We start from the raw sequence: 19502 nt of genomic DNA, 5'->3' as shown, positions 1-19502 counted from the left end.
ATCCTAGTTGTGCTTCCTTAGGCACAAATCAGGCTATCTGTGCGGGTCTTGGAACCAATAATGCACTTTTTGTGAATCAGTTTAATGGCAGTTCCTGGAGTGGGCCTCAAAGTCTGGGAGGAGTATATACCTCAAATCCTAGTTGTGCTTCCTTAGGCACAAATCAGGCTATCTGTGCGGGTCTTGGAACCAATAATGCACTTTTTGTGAATCAGTTTAATGGCAGTTCCTGGAGTGGGCCTCAAAGTCTGGGAGGAGTATATACCTCAAATCCTAGTTGTGCTTCCTTAGGCACAAATCAGGCTATCTGTGCGGGTCTTGGAACCAATAATGCACTTTTTGTTAATACAGGCCCATAGTTAAGTAAGTCGGTGAGAATAAATCAAACTAGGTTAAGTAATGTAAAAAATCTTGATATTAGTTTGTAATGAGGGCTAACCTACGGGAACGCTCCGCGAACAGCCCTCAAATGAGGACTTTACTCCTCTCTACGAGACGCACTCGCGTTCACTACAAACCTTTAATTATTTACGCCGCTGTACTTACAACGGTTTTTCTTGAGGGTGAAGGATAGGGTTAGTTTAGGACATTGGATAATTGCTTTCTCTTCAGTTATTAAGCCCTTTTTTCACTACCAGCTAATTCCTTCGGTTCGTAGTGACGGCAACCATTACATGGGCCTTCCGGATTGACAGCACAGCGAACGTAACCAGAGCGGGCATTAAATTTGCAGCTGATATCCCCAATTAGATAACCCACCCCTTCTAAATAATAGCGATCGCCTTCAACAGGTCTAAGGTTTTGCCGTCCCTGTACCACTGGAAAATTCATGGCTGCTTGTCTGAGCCGTAGGCGCGACCGCGTATGAGTTTTGCGGATCACCCACAAGGAAATCAGGGAGGGTAAAAAACCAATGACAATCACTAAAAGTGTCTTTAACACCTTCTTTTTACCTCTTCTGTGCGCTGATTGATTGTCCCTGATGTTGCACTCTGGTTTTACGGAAGTGCAAATATCAGGGCAACTTTGCTTATTTGCTACCATAGCTGGTGGAAATTAGCAATGGCAGTGTGGTATTTAGCAATTTTGAGGAAGAAGTTCCTTCTGCCACTTCAATCAGCATAACTGTTACAACCCCAAGGGTGAACTGCTGTTGAATGTTGATAATTTTAAGATTTGTTGACTAATTTGAATAAGCATTTTGTGTCAGCCTCAGCCCCACTCTTGTTTTTTCTGTCTCGCTGCGATGCTAATCTTTTTTTGGTTTGCTGACGAAGTTGCTGCGCTAGCTGTGCAGCTTCCCTTTCGGCTCGGAATAAATCAACTTTTCGCGTTGTCAGAATAAATGATTCATCAGACTTTCGTTTCACCCAAGGGACGCTAACTGCGAAATACTGACAAATATTTTTGCATGGCTCCTGATTTAGAACTGGGTAAGGTTTTTGAATATTCAGTGTGTTAGCGATCGCTTTCAACTCTAATATCGCTGCTTCTAACTCTTCTGCCATCTGATTGACACGTTCGACTTGTGCGATAAAATGCTCTCGTTCACTGATGATTTTTTGATCTTGGGGTCGCAGTGGCACTATAGCAGTATTTACAGATGTAGGCTGCAACAGCGAAACTTTCAGCAAAATGGGCTTTTTGTCTGTATCTTGGATTTTTTTCATACTACCTCAAGTAAGGCTAGCTGACTTGTAAGGCATTTTAGCAGAAAGTAGTATATTTGTACTAAACATATTTACCTTATGAGATTAAGAATATACAAAATAGCTGACACCGAAGAAATTATGAAATTATTCTACGACACTGTTCATGAAGTAAATATTCACGATTACACAAAAGAACAAGTAGATGCTTGGGCACCAGTAAATATGGATATTGAAGTTTGGATTAAAAGTTTAAGAAGTAAGTTTACTTATGTAGCAGAAGAGCAAGACAAAATTATTGGTTTTGGAGAATTAGAGGCTAATGGTCATATTGGCCGTTTCTATTGTCATAAAGATTTTCAAAGGAAAGGTGTTGGGAAGAAAATCTTAGAACAAATTGAATTAAAAGCAAATTCTTTAGGGTTGGAAAAGTTATTTACAGAAGCCAGTATTACAGCTAAACCTTTTTTTGAAAGTCAGGGATTTATTGTTATAAAAAAGCAACAGGTAGAGCGTAGAGGGCAAAAGCTGATAAATTTCGTCATGGAAAAACATTTAAAAAATTACTAAATTCAAAAGTTGACTCCTCAAAACTTTTCAAACACCCTCTAATTATAAATATGTATTACATACTACACTGAGGGCGCAAGTACTTGCGCCCTTTCTAACTTTTTACACCGCGCAACTCAACTCGCCGGCTTTTTGGCTAAAGCGGTGATTTTCCCGATAATCTACGGGACAATCTATCACCGCAGGTACATCTTGAGCGAGGGCTTCTTTCAGAGTCGGAATCAAATCTAAAGCCGATTCAACTCGGTAGCCTTTTAAACCCATGCTTTCAGCGTATTTAACAAAATCAGGATTGCTAAAATGCACAAAAGATGAGTTTCCTTTGCCAAAGTGATTTTCTTGCTTCCACTCAATTAATCCATAGCCACCATCATTGAAAATTATGGTGACAAAAGGCGTACCGACACGTAAGGCTGTTTCTAATTCTTGAGAATTCATCATAAAGCCGCCATCACCTGTTACAGCAACGACTTTGCGATTGGGATGAACGAGTTTTGCTGCTAAAGCGCCAGGAATGGCAATACCCATAGCTGCAAAACCGTTGGAGATTATGCAAGTATTGGGGCTATGGCAATGATAATGACGGGCCATCCACATCTTATGTGCGCCAACATCAGAGATGACGATATCATCTGGGCCCATCACTTGCCGTAAATCATAAATTAATTTTTGCGGCTTAATGGGAAATCCGTCATCAAGGGCATACTGTTCATAATCAGCCCGAATATCTGACCTTAAGCTGATAGCAAAAGGATCGGGTTTACCTTGTCTGTCTGCTAATTTTAAAATTTCATAGAGGGAATCTGAAATATCTCCCACGACTTCGGCATCGGGAATATAACTACTATCAATCTCCGAGGGACTTACCCCAATATGCACAATAGGAATTTCACCATTCCGATTCCACTTTTTCGGGGAAAACTCAATCAAATCATAGCCGATCGCAATTACTAAATCTGTGTTATCAAAAGCACAGGTAATGAAGTCTCTTTGCTGTAATCCCACTGACCACAAAGCCAATTGATGTGTATAGGGAATTACACCTTTACCCATAAATGTATTGGCAACAGGTATATTCAGCAATGTGGCAAATTGCGTGACTGCATCACTTGCATGAGCGCGAATTGCCCCATTGCCGACTAAGATTAATGGGTTAACTGCTTGGCAAATTGCGGCGGCGGCGGCCCGAATGCTAGCAAAAGATGCATAGGTTTTTTCGCTATTATCCTTACGCAAAGGTTTGCCTTCCACAGGCATAGCAGCAATATTTTCTGGTAAATCGATGTGAACTGCACCAGGTTTTTCCGATTGCGATCGCTTAAATGCTTTTCGCACGACTTCAGGTGTAATACTCGGTCGCACAATCTGCTTATTCCACTTGGTCACAGGTGCAAACATTGCCACCAAATCTAAATATTGATGGGATTCAATATGCATTCTATCTGTTCCCACTTGACCGGTAATCGCCACTAAGGGCGCACCATCAAGGTTAGCATCAGCTACCCCTGTCATTAAGTTGGTTGCCCCAGGGCCAAGAGTAGAAAGACACACTCCGGCTTTTCCTGTTAAGCGTCCGTAGACATCGGCCATGAATGCTGCACCCTGTTCATGACGAGTCGTAATAAATTTAATCGAAGAATGCTTTAGCGCTTCCAAAACGTGGAGGTTTTCTTCACCAGGGAGTCCAAAAATATATTGCACTCCTTCATTTTCTAAGCACTGCACCAATAATTCTGCTGTATTCATTTTTTTCCTAACTCCTAACTCCTAACTCCTAACTCCTAACTCCCAACTCCCAACTCCCAACTCCTAACTCCTAACTCCTAACTCCTAACTCCTAACTCCTAACTCCTAACTCCTAACTCCTAACTCCTAACTTTTGATCATTTAACCCACACGGTTTTAACATTGACAAACTCATGTATCCCTTGGATACTCAATTCTCTGCCATATCCAGAACGCTTGATGCCGCCAAAGGGCAACCGGGGATCAGATTTGACCATACTGTTGATAAACACGGCACCGGCTTCGATTTCTTCAACCAAGCGATCGCATTCTTGGTCGTTTGTTGTCCAAGCACTTGCACCTAGTCCAAAGGGGGTGTCATTAGCGAGTTTAATGGCAGCATCGATATCGGGAACCCGGAATAACAAGGCTACGGGGCCAAAAAATTCTTCTTTGGCGATTGGGGTGTCAGGCGGGGTATCTATGATAATGGTTGGCGGATAAAAGTTCCCTGGACGATCTGATAAAGGATGTCCACCGGTGAGGACTTTACCACCACTGCTGATGGCATTTTGCACTTGTTGATCTAAATCCTGGAGAATACCAGGTGTCGCCAGTGGGCCTAAATCGGTATCTGGTTCCATAGGATCGCCTACTTTCAGCGCCTGAAATTTTTCTAAAAGCAATTTTTCAAATTGGTCTGCGATCGCCTCTGCTAAAATAAAACGCTTTGCTGCAATACATGATTGCCCGTTATTTAACATCCGCGCTGTAGTAGCTGTGACAACTGCTGTCTCTAAGTCAGCACTTTCTAACACAATAAAGGGGTCACTTCCTCCTAATTCCAAAACTGTTTTTTTGATTTGTTTGCCGGCGGCGGCGGCGAGGGATGCACCTGCTAGTTCGCTTCCGGTCAAGGTGGCAGCTTTTACGCGGTCATCAGCGATTAAATCGGCAACTTTACCAGCCCCGATTAACAGGGTTTGAAAAGCACCTTCAGGAAAACCTGCTTGTCGAAAAATATCTTCAATTGCCAAGGCGCACTGTGGCACATTGGAAGCGTGTTTGAGTAAGCCGACATTTCCCGCCATCAATGCTGGTGCAGCAAAGCGAAACACTTGCCAGAAGGGGAAATTCCACGGCATCACCGCGAGAATTGCACCCATTGGTTGGTAGCGAACAAAACTCTGGCTGGCATCAGTTTTTACATTGACATCAGCTAGAAAAGCAGGGGCGTGTTCGCCATAGTAGCGACAGACGACGGCGCATTTTTCGACTTCCGCGATCGCAGCTTTGAAAGGCTTACCCATTTCTAGAGTCATTAATTTCGCAAATTCTGCTTTGTCTTGCTCTAAAATATCAGCAGCCTTTTGCAGCCAGTGCGATCGCGTCAAAAAACTAGTTTGGCGATACTGTTCAAAAGCCTGATTAGCCAAATCGAGTTTAGTATTAATTTCTGCATCATTGAGCGCCTCAAAGGTTTGAATAGTTTCCCCAGTGGCGGGATTAATGGTGGCGATCGCCATTACCTGACCTCCCGTTAAACAATAGCTTGAGGTAGGCTTCCTAATGTTATACACATAAATTGAGGAAGCTACTACCCAAATTCTAGTCTTTTAAACAAGAATTAGCTGCCCAATATGACCATTTTCTAATTTTAGTTGTATGAAACTATACTAATTAATACGTATTAATAGTGATGAATTAAATACAAGTAAAGTTGTTATAATTTGCACAATTGAGGAATCAAGTCATGACTCAAGTCTTAGGCAAAGTAGTTACATTCGATGAATTCGTTGCTAAATATCCAGATAACACAGGACAACGTTACGAACTATATGATGGAGTAATAATTGAGATGCCACCACCTACAGGCGACCATGAAGAGGTGATTGGATTTTTAGCGACACAAATCACTTTAGAATATAGTCGCTTAAATCTTCGTTATTTCATCCCCAAAACAGCATTCGTCAAACCAGTTGAGAACGAATCTGCCTATTCCCCAGATGTCCTGATACTAAATCAGCCTAATTTAGTTAATGAACCTCGGTGGAAAAAAGAATCAACTGTTACTCAAGCAGCATCAATTCCTTTAGTAATTGAGGTGGTAAGTACAAACTGGCGTGATGATTATCTGAAAAAATATGCTGACTATGAAGAAATGGGAATTCCTGAATACTGGATTGTCGATTATGCTGCATTGGGCGGTAGGGAATTTATTGGCAAACCCAAACAACCGACTATTTTAATTTGCTGTTTAGAAGAAGGTGAGTATCGCATTAGTAAATTTCGAGGAGATGACCGCATCGAGTCATCAATTTTTCCAGAGTTGAATTTGACGGCAGAGCAAATTTTTCGGGCTAGCACAGTCAGGTAATTCTTAATTCGTAATTGTTCAGCACTCCCCACTCCCCATTGGCTTTAAGAGGATGTTTTAAAAGTGGTGGGCTATAATTTTAGGCACTTCTAGATCCCCCCTAATCCACGCCAGCGCGGTCTTGGGGAGACCCCAGTCAAGGCGCTGGCTCCCCTTTTTAAGGGGGAAGAATCAAAGTCCCCCTTGATAAGGCAATACACTTGGGTTAAGCATTTCCTCCTTCTCTCTTCTCTCTGTGTTCTCTGCGCCTCTGTGGTTCGTAAAAAAAGAGTTTCATATCATGTCCGGTTGATTACTTACTAAACCCCAAGAACCCCACCCCGCCAAAGCTGTGCTTTGTCTCCCCTCCCCGCAGGCGGGGAGGGGATTAAGGGGAGCCAGTGCGGTCTTGGGGTCTCCCCAAGTAGAGCATCTGGCGTGTGGGGTGCAATGACTGTGAGAATCATAGCTAAATTACCCGGACACGATATCAGCCCTTTTGTGAACCGTATTGCTTTATAAGGGGGATTTAGGAGGATCTAAAACGTTTCGCTACCGACCAGAGGACTTTTAAAACATCCTCTAAATAAATACTAAAGGACGTGGTTTAGCCACCCCATAGCCTTGAGCATAATGGACTCCCAAGGCTTTGATTCGTTCTAAGATATCATCATTTTCGACAAACTCAGCAATGGTTTTTACCCCGATGATACGCCCGATGCGGGCAATGGCTTCTACCATTGCATCATCCACGGAATTTTCCATAATGTTCTTAATAAATCCGGCGTCGATTTTCAAATAGTCTACTGGGAGGGTTTTAAGACAGGCGAAAGAGGACATACCACTACCAAAATCATCCAAGGCAAAACGACAGCCGTAGCGTTGAAGTTCACTAATGAACTGGCTGGCTTTTGTTAAGTTTGCGATCGCTACGGTTTCTCTAATTTCAAAGCAAATCGACTGTGGTGGCACTTGATACAATGCAAATTGCTCACGCAAAAAGCTAATAAACTGATCGTCATTGATAGTAGTACCCGAAAGGTTGAGGGCATAAATAGTCTTACCATCGTGTTCTGCCAATGACCAAGACTTAAACAGGGTCTTGATCACCCAGCGATCAATTGTCGGCATGAGGTTGTAGCGTTCAGCTGCCGGAATAAATGCCATTGGCGCAATTATATTCCCCTCCTCGTCTCTCAGGCGCAGCAAGATTTCGTAATGACTCTCTTCTGTTGCCGTAGGTGCGATCGCTACAATAGCTTGAGAATACAAGCAAAAACGATTTTCTGCAAGGGCTTGGGTAATCCGTGAAACCCACTGCATTTCTCCACGCTGTTGTAAAAGTTCTTCATCGTCGGGCTGAAAAACATGAACGCGATTGCGTCCCTTATTTTTAGCAGCGTAGCAGGCAGCATCTGCATAGCTTAAAAGACTGACTTGGTTCTCACTGTCGGCGTTAATTTCTACTAAGCCAATGCTGACTCCAATGGAAAAAATATTGTCTTGCCAGACAAACCGAAAGTCTTGAATAGTCTCACGCAATACCTCCGCAACCCGTATGGCTTGCTGTAAAGAACATTGGTAAAGCAGTACGCCAAACTCATCTCCACCTAGTCGTGCTAGCATATCGCTCTGACGGATCTTAGTTTGCAATAGTGTTGTGATTTGCCGCAAGAGTTCATCACCGGCTGCATGACCGCAAGTATCATTGACAATCTTGAATTGATCCAAATCTAAATAGCATAAAGCGTATTGTAGGTTGTGTGTTTTGACATTGTTCACCGCTTGATCTAGACATTGTTCAAATTCGCGGCGATTCACTAGCCCCGTTAAAGAATCGTGACTTGCTTGCCAAGTGATTTGACGGGAAAGGCTACGCTTTTGGGTAACATCATTAAACACCATAACTGCACCGACAACTTGATTTTGGCGATCGCGAATTGGGGCGGCGGAGTCATCAATAGCAATTTGGCGATCGTCACGGGTAATCAAGACTGTTTGATTTGCCAAACCGACAATCTGCCCTGATTTTAAAGCTTTTTCTACCGGATTTTCGGCTGGTTCTCCTGTGGTTTCATGGAAAATCCTCAAGACTTCCCTTAGTAGTAAACCTTTTGCCTCTTGCTGACACCAACCTGTGAGGATTTCAGCAGCGGGGTTAAAATACTCAATTTTGCCAGTTGCATCTGTAGTAATTACCGCGTCACCGATGGAATGTAACGTGATTTGGGCCAATTCTTTTTCGTGAAATAGTTCTTCTTCCATCCGTTTACGTTCGGTGATGTCCACTGCTATACCACCAACATATTTGCACCCATAACTATCTTGAAAAGGAAATTTGAAGACTAACCAGTAATGGAGACTGCCATCAGGTGTAGGAAACGTTTCTAGCAATTCTACAGCTTGACCCGTTGCTAACACCTTGGCATCATTTTGACGCACTTGCCTTGCAGTTTCTTCTGGTAGCCAATCGAAATCTGTCTTCCCTTGCAAATGCGCTAATTTTATATTGAATACCCGCTCCAATGATTCGTTGACATAGACAAATCGCCCCGCTTCATCTTTCATAAATGCCAAAGCCGGACTGTTATTCATGAATGCTTGGAATCGGGCTTCGCTCTCTTGCAACGCGACTTCTAGCTGTTTGCGTTGTAGTAATAAACCTAATTGGGCGGCAATGGTTAAAAGATTTTCTACTAGTTGCTTGTCTTCAGGAGCGGCTGTACACTTGAAAAATACCAGCACTGCTAATACTTGGTGGTTGACAACCACAGGAATTCCCAATCCGGTTTTGATGCCATTCTCTAAGACTATGGATTGACGCACAAAAGTAGTTTCTGTCTGCTTGGAAGTATCTTCTTGCCACTCTGGTTGCCGTAATGCCCAGACTCTTCCAGGCAAACCAACGCCCAATGGAAAGGTAAATGTTTCACTCACCGCTCGAAATTCTTGGATTTGAGATATATGATCTGGATGCAAATGGTGATTGATGTACCAAGCCGAACTAGACTGCAAAACATGACTTTTCGGACAAGGAATCCAGGCTTCGCCATAGTCCCAATGGGTTGTTTGACAGACTAATTGCAAAACTTGTGTTAATGCCGAGTTAAAATCTGGGGACTCGGCGATCGCAAATGCCATTGTTTTGAGGAAGCAAAGTTGCTCTTGGGCGCGATGGCCATCAGTGATATCCCGAAAGCTGAAAACTAGTCCGATGGGGCGATCGCTAATCCATTGCGGACGAGTATATAACTCCAAAACTCGCCCATTTTGAAATTGCCAAACATTGTAAGTCTCCTCCTCTGGGCGGTTGAGCATTTGGTTTGTCACTTGCAAAAACACCTCTGGATCTTGGAATTGACTAGCAATAAATGACAATATTGACTGCTCCTCTCCCCATTTCATCGCTTTGATAACTGAGTCTGGAACTTGCCACATCTGAATAAACTGAGTATTGAAGTTAATTTTTTGCCCGTCAGCATCCAGAACCAAAATGCCATCAGCCGTGGATTCTATGGTTGCCTGAAGTAATGAGTTAGACTTTAGCAAGTCATAATTCGTCAGTTTCAACTGCGCTGCTTGCTTTTGGGCAAGTTGAGCAAAGTAGAGAACTAGCATCACCAGCAAGGAGAGGAATAGTCCTTCTAGCAGCACTAGTCGGGCTACCGGAGTTAGCAGTAATTGAACTTCTGGAGTAATATTTGATAGCTCTTTAATAAGTATATTGTTCCAACTAGTTATTGCTTGCCAGACAAACAGATTTCCAGTCAAAATCCCAAAACCAATACTTATGGGAAACCATTGTGGTAGGCGATCGACTCGCTCAATAGCCAGAAGCTGGAGGCTAACTCCAAGAATCAGCAAACCTAGTGCAGTCGGAATTGCTACACCTGTAGTTGCCCATTTGTAGGTTGTACTTAAACCACTAAAGTAGCCGAATAATGGGACAATTCCAATGGCGATCGCCCCTGCTGATGACAGTCCAGCTGCAATTAATAAACGCCTGCTCATCCTGACTAGAGATAAGCACAGCGATGCTATACCTAATAGAGTAAAACCTAATGCTGTATTGGGAGAAGGGCGACCTGGTAAGGGACTGGAAACTGTAATCAGAAATTGGTGGATTGATTCATTAATCCTCAAGATGCTGCTGGAAGTAGGAAGAGTGTTTGTCAGGTAGTCCTGTATAAAAAGTTGGTCAATACCAAAGTTGACCTGAAAGATATATTGCGCCAAAGTCAAGCCGCCAATGAAAGCAACCAATAAACTCAATCCGCCTGCAAGTTGTCGCCATTTTTTGATCAGAGCTAGCAATGCCCACCCATTGAGAAAAAATGCTATAGCAGTGTTGTAGCGCATGGGAGGAGAATCTGGCAGAACTTGGATTATAGCTGTCAAGTGAATATGCCATGCAACCATCACCACAAATCCCAAAATTACACTGAATCCTCCGGCAAACAACGCTATAATTTTGGGCGCTTTAGTAATAATTTTTAAGGGAGATAAATCAGTCATAATTTTTGCTGAAACTCTTTTTTACGAACCACAGAGGCGCAGAGAACACAGAGAGAAAAGAGATCAAAGAGAAGGAGGAAATGCTTAACCCAAGTGTATTAGTCTATAGAACGAGCCTATTTTAAAATAACCCGATTTGTAACTAGATGATTTACAAAATCTAGACCTCAAAGCCTGCCTATGCACAATCCCTAAAGATTAATGATTGGAGCAATGATAGTTGGCACTTGTTGCAAATTTGTCTGATAAATTTTTACTAATCGCTCAATACCTTTGAAGCGATAATCTCCCATTTCCTCGAAGTCTGAAGGTAGTGAAAGCATTTTATGGGTGGCTTCACTAATCACGCATTCACTAGGGGGACAAACTGCTTCCATGCGAGCCGCAAGGTTAATTGTCGCTCCTAATGCCGTATAGTCTACCCTTTGGGAACTACCGACATCTCCCACCACAGCCTTACCGCTATTAATCGCGATACGTAATTGAAGGGGTTCGTGCCAAAAACCATTGGCATTCAGATGATCGAGACGAGTAAGCATTCCCTTGGCAGCAGCAACAGCGCGATCGGCATGATCTGGTTGTGGTTCTGGAGCGCCAAAAAATGCCATAATACAATCGCCAATATATTTATCTAAAGTGCCGCCGTAGGTAAACACTTCTTTTAGCATCTCTTCAAATAAATTATTTAATAGTTGGGCGATCGCAGTTGGTGTTAACTGTTCAGAAATTGCCGTAAAGCCAACCAAGTCTGCAAACAAAATACTGATTTCGCTCTCGGTGGGAGCTAAACGACCACCCGGTAATCCGCCTAAAGATATCAACTGCTGTACAACTGCTGGAGAATGATAGCGTTCTAGTCGGTGACGAATCATCTCTTCAGTTTTGAGTTTCTCTACCAGTAGCCAACGCTGCACACTAGAAGCGACAAGGTTTGCTAGAGCCGAAAAAAAGCTGAGTTCTTCCTCCCCTTCATTTACCCAATGGTAAGAAGAAAGATTGGCATCGGCATACAGTACGCCCACAACTTTATTTTCATCCCATAAAGGCACCGCCATCGCGCTACGAATGCCTTTGACCAAAATACTCTGTTCACTAGCAAACCGTTCGTCTTCATGAGTATCGCCAGTTTGAATGACCACTTTTTCATCAAATACCTTTTGACAGATACTACGACTAATCCAACTACCATCAGAGGGAAGATATTGCTGTTGGGAAATATTTCTAGTAGCAGCATTGACTAATTCCAACTGGCCGCGACCGTTGACATCAATTAATAATGCCAAGCGTTCGATACTATCAAGGTAACGAAAAACCACTTGCTGCACCTGACAAAAAATCTCTTCTATAGACGCCGCCCCACAGAGATTTTTCGCTATGTCCACTAAATCTTTGAGACGGGCAATGGTTTTATCTTTATTGCTGATGTTGCCATCCTTGCTATTATCTGCAATCCATTGCTGTTGTAAATGTTCGACATTGTGAAGGATTGTTCTTTGCTCATTATTTTCCGAAGTTTTGGGATACTCAGATGTCGATTTTAAAACATAACTTGTGAGTAGCACTACCAGGGTGACATTGCCTAGCCAAACGATATCACCGTGATGTAACTCTTGGGGATAGCTAACAAGGCATTTATTGACTTGCGTCCCGTTTTTACTGCCCAGATCCTCGATAGTCCACACACCCTCAGCCGTTTTCACCACGCGAGCATGATTGCGGGATACTCCAGCAAAAGGTAAGTACAAGTTACATTCCGGCAAACGACCAATTGTAAATACATCTTGGCCAACTGTGATCGTTGTCTCGGTATCTCCCTCTTGTAGGCGTAGCGTCAGTTCAGTCATGAGTGTGATCGATCCATCGAAGCTAGAGGTGGAACCAACTCTAACGTAAGTTATACCCTACAGGTTAACCTTAAAGTCAAGGAACTGCTGTGACAAAGAATATCAGTATACATAGCGATCGCTAACTAATAATTGGGCCCAACTTCAATTTTCAGCCATGAATCTAAAGCAGTATAATTGTACTATTTTGGACTGATCAGGGACTTCCAATAAATAAATTATTCAATCTTGTGGGGCGCTCGTGTCGCCCATCCCACATGAAGTAGTTGAGTCAATACGGTTCGATTAAGACTAAAAATAAAAATGTGTAGGTTGGGTTGAGCGTAAGCGAAACCCAACAAAGAGAAAGAAAATGTTGGGTTTCGTTCCTCAACCCAACCTACGAATATTCTTAACCGAACAGTGTTGGTAGTTGAGTATTTTTTGAATTAGAAGTCCCTAACTGAGGTTGAAAACATCAATTCCGAAAGTTGATTGAATACCTCCGGTAGTATAGCCCTACTTAATCATTCATAACAAGATTCCCGACTTATTAAAATAAGTGGGAAATCTCAGCCTTTTGGTTTTCATTTATAAAAGAAGATTGCTATATATTCAAAAAGAATACACATAAGTAATGACCGTACAACCCAGGTTAGCAGTATTAAAAATGCTATCTTAAAAGCAAGGTCATTTGCTCAATTTTTGAGGATAATACCATGACTACAACGCTCAAAGAGGCTAATTCTATTGAGTCATTGCTAGGTAAAGAGGCAGAAGACTTACTTACCTACAAAGCAAAAGTTTCTCATGATTTACTGCATTTGCCGGGGCCAGACTTTGTAGATCGAATCTGGCTAAAGAGCGATCGCAACCCTCAAGTATTGCGTAATCTCCAGTTACTTTATTCTACTGGTCGTCTGGCAAACACTGGTTATCTGTCTATTTTACCGGTAGACCAAGGGATTGAACACTCAGCAGGCGCATCTTTTGCGCCCAATCCGATTTACTTTGATCCAGAAAATATCGTCAAGCTAGCGATCGCCGCAGGTTGCAATGCTGTTGCTACCACTTTGGGGACATTAGGTATAGTTTCGCGCAAATATGCCCACAAAATTCCCTTTATTGTCAAAATCAATCACAACGAATTGCTGACTTTCCCTAATCAATTTGACCAGGTGTTGTTTGCTGATGTGGAACAAGCTTGGAATTTAGGGGCGACGGCGGTAGGTGCAACAATTTACTTTGGTTCAGACCAGTCTACCAGACAAATTCAGGAAATCAGCAAAGCTTTTAAACGCGCCCATGAGCTCGGTTTGGTGACTATTCTCTGGTGTTATCTGCGGAACAACGCCTTCAAACAAGATAAAGATTACCACCTTGCGGCTGACCTCACCGGACAGGCAAATCATTTGGGTGTAACAATTGAAGCCGATATTATTAAACAAAAGTTACCCGAAAATAACAATGGTTACGGTGCTGTTGTCAAAGCCACTGGTAAGAGTTACGGCAAAACCGATGAGCGGGTTTACACAGAATTGACAACTGATCACCCAATTGATTTAACTCGTTATCAAGTGTTGAATTGCTACTCTGGGCGTGTGGGGTTGATTAATTCTGGTGGGGCGACTGGTAAAAATGACTTTGCCGAAGCAGTTCGCACTGCTGTAATTAACAAACGTGCCGGTGGTTCGGGATTAATTTCTGGGCGAAAGACTTTCCAACGTCCCTTTGAGGAAGGTGTGAAGTTATTTCATGCCATTCAGGATGTTTATTTGTCGCCAGATGTGACGATAGCTTAGTACAGATGCAGCATAAAATCGTGGTGAATTGAGGGTTGAAATTTAAACGCATAGGCGCCTCGCCTTCCCGCAGGGTAGGGGCGCAAAGGGAAGCGCATAGGCGCTTCTCTACGAGACGCTACGCGAACGCCTTCCCGTAGGGTAGGAACGCAAAGAGAATTCGCTACGAATTTATGAAATATTGTACTTAGGGAGTGGGGGGATGAGGGGGATGAGGGGGATGAGGGGGATGAGGGGGATGAGGGAGTGGGGGAAAAGAATTAATAACTAATGCGCTATTGCCTATTCCCTTTTCTTATCTAAGTACGTTGGTGCGAAAAAAATCAAGTATGTTACGAAACGTAAATAAGCTTAAAACCCTTACTAATGACAAATGACGAATGACAAATGACAGCCTTAGCCAGTTGACTTTAATTGCGCCGACCTACTTAACGTTTCTTAGTAAGAAATCTGGTTGACCACAACTTTTTTGCGATCGCTTCAAAATCTCGGCGCTACAAGTACCAGGTTCACGGTTTTTGGAATAACAAAAGAAGACCTCTAAAATTAAAACACTAAGTAGGTGGGCGGGAAAATTTATAACAATGACGCAAAAACTATGGATTAGCTAAATTTGCTTGAACTGCTGGTAAGAGGTCGTTATTTTCCTCTATCCTTAACATTCTTATATCTCTTACTGATACTGGAAACCAAGGTAATCTTCTAGATAAGTCTTGAACAGCTAAAACACAAGTAACAGCGTTAACACTTTCATTACCAAAATAAACACTTCCTTGCTGTCTAGTAAAACCGTGTGAAGAAAGTACTTTTTTAATTTCACCATAGGCATTGTTGTAAGGGTCGCCATAGGATTGTCTGAAAGTTTCAATATCCATATCAAAAGAAATTGCGTACATTCTTACGTTACCTTGGGGAAATTTATCATCATCGATTGTAATGTACGAATTGGCGTTAAGCTTTTTATTTTGAAGACTATTTCTTGATTTTGTATACATGATTTTACTCTCAATTTTGTTATTTAACTCAATTTTAACCAGTGCTGATATTCTAGACCCTACCTTTAAACTATTTCTTGCTTTTTAGTCATTGGTCATATTCAGTAGGGTATTCATCCATAAACGTGAAAAAACCTACAAATGTAGTATCCGTAAAAAAACGAAGCGCACCGCTATGGATAATAATTATATGATTTAGGTTCTCAGCTGTTGTTTCATTAGACATCTCCAGAAATTAAATATGTGTTAGCCAGAACCCTTGTAGAGACGTAGCAGTGCTACGTCTCTACATTTTTTTTCACCAGACGTCTAATGACAATAGATTAAAATCTTCTGAGTCCTTGTGTCAAGCTTAATTGAGATGCTCTTACCCTGCAATCTCCAACGAATTCAGAAAAAACAAATATTGGTAGAGATTCTGGGATATCCTTAAATAAGTGAAGATTTGCCAAAAATAGTAAGAATGAAGCTGGCAGCAAGAGTAAGTCAGGTAACACCTTCATTAACCTTAGCGATCGCAGCCAAGGCTAAGGCATTGAAGGCAGAAGGAATAGATGTTTGTAGTTTTAGCGCTGGAGAACCAGATTTTGATACGCCAGCGCATATTAAAGCCGCAGCAGTCAAAGCTTTGGATGAAGGCAAAACCAAGTATGGTGCAGCAGCCGGAGAACCAAAGTTAAGGGAAGCGATCGCCCACAAGCTTAAAATTGATAATGGCCTTGATTACAAGCCAGAGAATGTCATCGTCACCAATGGCGGTAAGCATTCTCTATACAACTTAATCGTGGCGTTGATCGATCCAGGTGATGAGGTAATTATCCCTGCACCCTATTGGTTAAGTTATCCCGAAATGGTGACTTTGGTCGGCGGGGTTTCGGTAATTGTCTCTACAGACGCAACGACGGGTTATAAAATTACTCCCGAACAACTCCGTCAAGCAATCACGCCGAAGACAAAGCTATTTATCCTCAACTCTCCATCTAATCCCACAGGGATGGTTTACACGCCAGATGAAATCAAAGCACTGGCCGAGGTAGTAGTTGATGCAGATATCTTTGTTGTCTCGGATGAGATTTACGAAAAGATTCTCTACGATGGTGCAGAACATATTAGCATCGGTTCTCTAGGGAAGGAAATTTTTGACCGCACTTTGATTAGTAATGGCTTTGCGAAAGCTTATTCTATGACTGGGTGGAGACTTGGTTATTTAGCAGGGCCAGTAGAAATCATTAAAGCAGCGAGTACCATCCAAGGGCATAGTACATCTAACGTGTGTACCTTTGCTCAATATGGTGCGATCGCGGCGCTACAAAGTTCTCAACATTGTGTCGAAGAAATGCGCCAAGCCTTCGCCAAACGCCGACAGGTAATGCTAGACAGACTCAACGCCATTCCCGGATTGAGTACCGCAAAACCAGATGGGGCTTTTTATCTGTTTCCTGATATCAGCAAAACCGGTCTAAAATCCCTAGAATTTTGTGACGCTTTACTAGGAGAACATCAAGTTGCAGTTATTCCCGGAATTGCTTTTGGCGCTGATGATAACATTCGCCTTTCCTACGCCACAGATATGGCGACGATTGAAAAGGGAATGGATAGATTAGAGAAATTTGTCAAATCGCGTATTTAGTCATTTGTCATTGGTCATTGGTCATTGGTCATTTGTCATTGGTCATTTGTGATTTGTCATTGGTCATTTGTGATTTGTGATTTGTGATTTGTCATTTGTCATTTGTGATTTGTCATTTGTCATTTGTCATTGGTCATTGGTCATTTGTCATTTGTCAGGAGAATTTACAAACTCTCCAACTTTTTAACTCCACCCTTTCTTTCGACTCACAAAGGGTGGAGTTCATTTTTAAACCTGAAGTTCCGAGTTCCAAACCTCAAGTCATATCATGTCCCGGTAATTAGTTATGATTCAATACACTTGGGTTAAGCATTTCCTCCTTCTCTCTTCTCTCTGCGTTCTCTGCGCCTCTGTGGTTCGTAAAAAAAAGAGTTTCAGCCCTTTTGTGAACCGTATTGAGTTATGATTCCTATAGTCATTGCACCCCTCCCCGCTCTTCGGGAGGGGAGACAAAGCACGGCTTTGGCGGGGTGGGGTTCTTGGGGCTTAGTACGTAATAAACCGGACATGATATTATATAAATTCTGTATGAAAACCAGCAAAGTTACTGAAATTATCCTGTCGCCATTGAGCGTCTTTTTTGCGATTTGTCTGCAATTCCAAAACCCGAATTCCTGTAGTTGTGAGCGGGTTTAATCTTTGCTGCAACTGTTCCCAAGAAGTAATCAATTCATGCTGCACATTGTAAGTGGCACACAACAGAGCAAAATCAATATCCTGGGGAGTGCCAAAAAACTCTTCAAATGGTGGGTCAAATTTGGCAATGGGTAACATTTCAAAAATCCCACCACCATTGTTGTTAATTAACACAATCGTGAGATGTCCGACAAACTTATTGCGAATTAAAAAACCATTGGTGTCATGTAACAGAGCTAAATCTCCCGTTAACATCACACTACTTTGCTGGCGATGTGCCATTCCTAAAGCTGTGGATAATGTGCCATCTATACCATTTGCACCCCGGTTAAAGTGCGATCGCACTCCTAAATTATTCGGTTTCCAGAAATATTCCACATCCCGCACAGGCATACTATTGGCAATAAACAGAGGCGTTCCGGGCGGTAAAATCTGAGAAATTAACCAAGCTGCTTTACTCTCAATGACTTGATCTATTTTCCCCATCGTTTGGTCAACAGATAACCTGACTTGCGTTTCTGCTGTACACCATTGTTGGAGATAGTCAGGAAAAGATGAGGAAGATACTGCCGTATTTTCCTGACTATCTCCCCCACAAATCAGTTGTTCTACTGAAATTCGCAGGTGGATTGTCCTCCCGTGTAAAGGGTCGAGGTTTTGATCGCTCTTGTCAATTAACCAGCGTCGTGCTTGGGTTGCATCTATCCAGGTACGCAGTTCTTTACTTGTAGGCATTTCTCCTACCTGAATCACCATTTTGGGTGCTAGCTGCTTTGCTAGTTGCTGATTTCGCAAAATCAGGTCATAGGTGGAAATCAAGTAAGGGTTGAGTTGGGCATAATTTCTGAGTGGCGAGAGTCCCTCTGCTAGCACGGGCCATTTGAGAGTTTGGGAAAGTTGGGCGATCGCTCTACAATATTCCTGTGGTTGCTGTGGTTGGGCAACACCTGCAATGATCATACCGCGATCGCATTCCTTCCATTGTTGGGGCATGGGGAATAGGGAATGGGGAATGGGTAATCTGTCTGTTATTCCTGCGAAAAATTCTTCTGGTTGAAACTGTGATTGCAAATAACTCAAATCAGTTCCATCAGCAACAGGCGCTAAAGGATCACGAAAGGGAATATTCAAATGTACTGGCCCCTTTGTAGGAGTTTGCGCTCTTTCCCAACTATGAATTACCGTTTGTCGCAGATAAGCTAGCATTCCGATGTCAGCAGAGGGTAAGGCTAACTCTGTTTGCCAATTTGGGTAGTTTCCATATAATCTCAATTGATCTATAGTTTGCCCAGAGTGACAATCTCGCAATTCTGGCGGTCTATCGGTGGTTAATAGCAACAGTGGTACATGACTATATGAGGCTTCAATTACTGCTGAATAAAAATTTGCTCCTGCTGTACCAGAGGTACAAACTAGTACCACAGGCCGTCCGGTTGCTTTGGCTTGTCCCAAAGCAAAAAAGGCGGCGGAACGTTCATCGAGAATGGAAATCGCTTCAATCTCAGGTACTTGTTGAGCGAAGGCGATCGCTAAGGGTGTAGAGCGTGATCCAGGACAAATTACCACACAAGTCAATCCCAACCGCTTTAGCGTCTCTGTTAAAATATAAGCCCAAAGTTGATTCACATTCCTATAAGCGATCGGCATTAAATCAAACATAGCTATAAAACAATTGTGAAGTACCCCTTTTTGCTTCGCTGAAAAAGGGGCTTCCAATTTCAACTACAACAACGACGGTTTTATTCGTCTTTTGGGTTTCCCGTCTCAACCGCAGTCGCCTCTACTAGCCATCTAGCTTTTG

Annotated in this window: 13 protein-coding genes; 5 read left to right on the top strand and 8 right to left on the bottom strand. The window is 42.5% G+C overall.

What is annotated here, in order from left to right:
* A partial coding sequence (locus LC605_RS22875; protein ID WP_229549815.1) for a hypothetical protein occupies positions 1–359 on the top strand: 359 nt, incomplete at its 5' end.
* A gap of 256 nt (positions 360–615) precedes the next feature.
* Here LC605_RS22875 and LC605_RS22870 read toward each other — a convergent pair.
* Both LC605_RS22870 and LC605_RS22865 read right to left on the bottom strand, forming a co-directional pair.
* A complete protein-coding gene (locus tag LC605_RS22870) occupies positions 616–942 on the bottom strand; it encodes a DUF6464 family protein (protein ID WP_229549814.1) in 327 nt (108 codons plus the stop codon).
* 227 nt (positions 943–1169) lie between these two features.
* Positions 1170–1670 carry a hypothetical protein gene (locus LC605_RS22865; RefSeq protein ID WP_229549813.1) on the bottom strand — a complete coding sequence of 167 codons (501 nt, stop codon included), beginning with the start codon at positions 1668–1670 and terminating at the stop codon, positions 1170–1172.
* 120 nt (positions 1671–1790) lie between these two features.
* Here LC605_RS22865 and LC605_RS22860 point away from each other — a divergent pair, with 120 nt between their 5' ends.
* On the top strand, positions 1791–2219 hold the full coding sequence (locus LC605_RS22860) for a GNAT family N-acetyltransferase (RefSeq protein WP_306426878.1): 429 nt from the start codon (positions 1791–1793) through the stop codon (positions 2217–2219).
* Between the two features lie 102 nt (positions 2220–2321).
* Here LC605_RS22860 and LC605_RS22855 read toward each other — a convergent pair whose 3' ends face one another.
* Together LC605_RS22855 and LC605_RS22850 are read right to left on the bottom strand one after the other, a co-directional pair.
* Entirely contained in the window at positions 2322–3965 is a 1644-nt protein-coding gene (locus LC605_RS22855; protein WP_229549811.1) for an acetolactate synthase large subunit, read from the bottom strand.
* Between the two features lie 137 nt (positions 3966–4102).
* Positions 4103–5470 (bottom strand): NAD-dependent succinate-semialdehyde dehydrogenase, encoded by a 1368-nt coding sequence (locus tag LC605_RS22850; protein WP_229549810.1) that lies wholly within the window; start codon positions 5468–5470, stop codon positions 4103–4105.
* A 227-nt stretch (positions 5471–5697) separates the two neighbouring features.
* Between LC605_RS22850 and LC605_RS22845 the strand changes: the two genes are divergently transcribed.
* Positions 5698–6321 carry a Uma2 family endonuclease gene (locus LC605_RS22845; protein WP_229549809.1) on the top strand — a complete coding sequence of 208 codons (624 nt, stop codon included), beginning with the start codon at positions 5698–5700 and terminating at the stop codon, positions 6319–6321.
* A 561-nt stretch (positions 6322–6882) separates the two neighbouring features.
* On the opposite strand, the gene LC605_RS22840 is transcribed toward LC605_RS22845, so the two are convergent.
* Positions 6883–10815, bottom strand: a complete 3933-nt coding sequence (locus tag LC605_RS22840; protein WP_229549808.1) for an EAL domain-containing protein — start codon at positions 10813–10815, stop codon at positions 6883–6885.
* Positions 10816–11006: 191 nt separating this feature from the next.
* Positions 11007–12659 (bottom strand): adenylate/guanylate cyclase domain-containing protein, encoded by a 1653-nt coding sequence (locus LC605_RS22835; RefSeq protein WP_229549807.1) that lies wholly within the window; start codon positions 12657–12659, stop codon positions 11007–11009.
* Between the two features lie 698 nt (positions 12660–13357).
* Here LC605_RS22835 and LC605_RS22830 point away from each other — a divergent pair.
* Positions 13358–14440: a class I fructose-bisphosphate aldolase gene (locus LC605_RS22830; protein WP_229549806.1), complete on the top strand. Its 1083-nt coding sequence runs from the start codon at positions 13358–13360 to the stop codon at positions 14438–14440.
* Between the two features lie 596 nt (positions 14441–15036).
* Here LC605_RS22830 and LC605_RS22825 read toward each other — a convergent pair.
* Positions 15037–15435: a hypothetical protein gene (locus tag LC605_RS22825; RefSeq protein ID WP_229549805.1), complete on the bottom strand. Its 399-nt coding sequence runs from the start codon at positions 15433–15435 to the stop codon at positions 15037–15039.
* 463 nt (positions 15436–15898) lie between these two features.
* On the opposite strand from LC605_RS22825, the gene LC605_RS22820 reads away from it, so the two are divergent.
* Positions 15899–17065 (top strand): pyridoxal phosphate-dependent aminotransferase, encoded by a 1167-nt coding sequence (locus LC605_RS22820; protein ID WP_229549804.1) that lies wholly within the window; start codon positions 15899–15901, stop codon positions 17063–17065.
* Between the two features lie 513 nt (positions 17066–17578).
* On the opposite strand, the gene menD is transcribed toward LC605_RS22820, so the two are convergent.
* Complete coding sequence (gene menD, locus LC605_RS22815; protein ID WP_229549803.1) at positions 17579–19360, bottom strand: 2-succinyl-5-enolpyruvyl-6-hydroxy-3-cyclohexene-1-carboxylic-acid synthase; 1782 nt, start codon at positions 19358–19360, stop codon at positions 17579–17581.
* Positions 19361–19502: the final 142 nt, after the last annotated feature.

Source organism: Nostoc sp. CHAB 5836 (assembly GCF_020829445.1).
In the GTDB taxonomy this organism is placed as follows: Bacteria; Cyanobacteriota; Cyanobacteriia; order Cyanobacteriales; family Nostocaceae; genus Nostoc.
The sequence above is the reverse complement of the archived record's forward strand: the minus strand, read 5'-3'. Positions and strand labels throughout refer to the sequence as shown.

What these genes read in the sequence shown, in the direction of transcription:
- LC605_RS22865 (WP_229549813.1), bottom strand. Translation starts at nt 1,670, where the DNA reads ATGAAAAAAATCCAAGATACAGACAAAAAGCCCATTTTGCTGAAAGTT.
- LC605_RS22860 (WP_306426878.1), top strand. Translation starts at nt 1,791, where the DNA reads ATGAAATTATTCTACGACACTGTTCATGAAGTAAATATTCACGATTAC.
- LC605_RS22855 (WP_229549811.1), bottom strand. Translation starts at nt 3,965, where the DNA reads ATGAATACAGCAGAATTATTGGTGCAGTGCTTAGAAAATGAAGGAGTG.
- LC605_RS22850 (WP_229549810.1), bottom strand. Translation starts at nt 5,470, where the DNA reads ATGGCGATCGCCACCATTAATCCCGCCACTGGGGAAACTATTCAAACC.
- LC605_RS22845 (WP_229549809.1), top strand. Translation starts at nt 5,698, where the DNA reads ATGACTCAAGTCTTAGGCAAAGTAGTTACATTCGATGAATTCGTTGCT.
- LC605_RS22840 (WP_229549808.1), bottom strand. Translation starts at nt 10,815, where the DNA reads ATGACTGATTTATCTCCCTTAAAAATTATTACTAAAGCGCCCAAAATT.
- LC605_RS22835 (WP_229549807.1), bottom strand. Translation starts at nt 12,659, where the DNA reads ATGACTGAACTGACGCTACGCCTACAAGAGGGAGATACCGAGACAACG.
- LC605_RS22830 (WP_229549806.1), top strand. Translation starts at nt 13,358, where the DNA reads ATGACTACAACGCTCAAAGAGGCTAATTCTATTGAGTCATTGCTAGGT.
- LC605_RS22825 (WP_229549805.1), bottom strand. Translation starts at nt 15,435, where the DNA reads ATGTATACAAAATCAAGAAATAGTCTTCAAAATAAAAAGCTTAACGCC.
- LC605_RS22820 (WP_229549804.1), top strand. Translation starts at nt 15,899, where the DNA reads ATGAAGCTGGCAGCAAGAGTAAGTCAGGTAACACCTTCATTAACCTTA.
- menD (WP_229549803.1), bottom strand. Translation starts at nt 19,360, where the DNA reads ATGTTTGATTTAATGCCGATCGCTTATAGGAATGTGAATCAACTTTGG.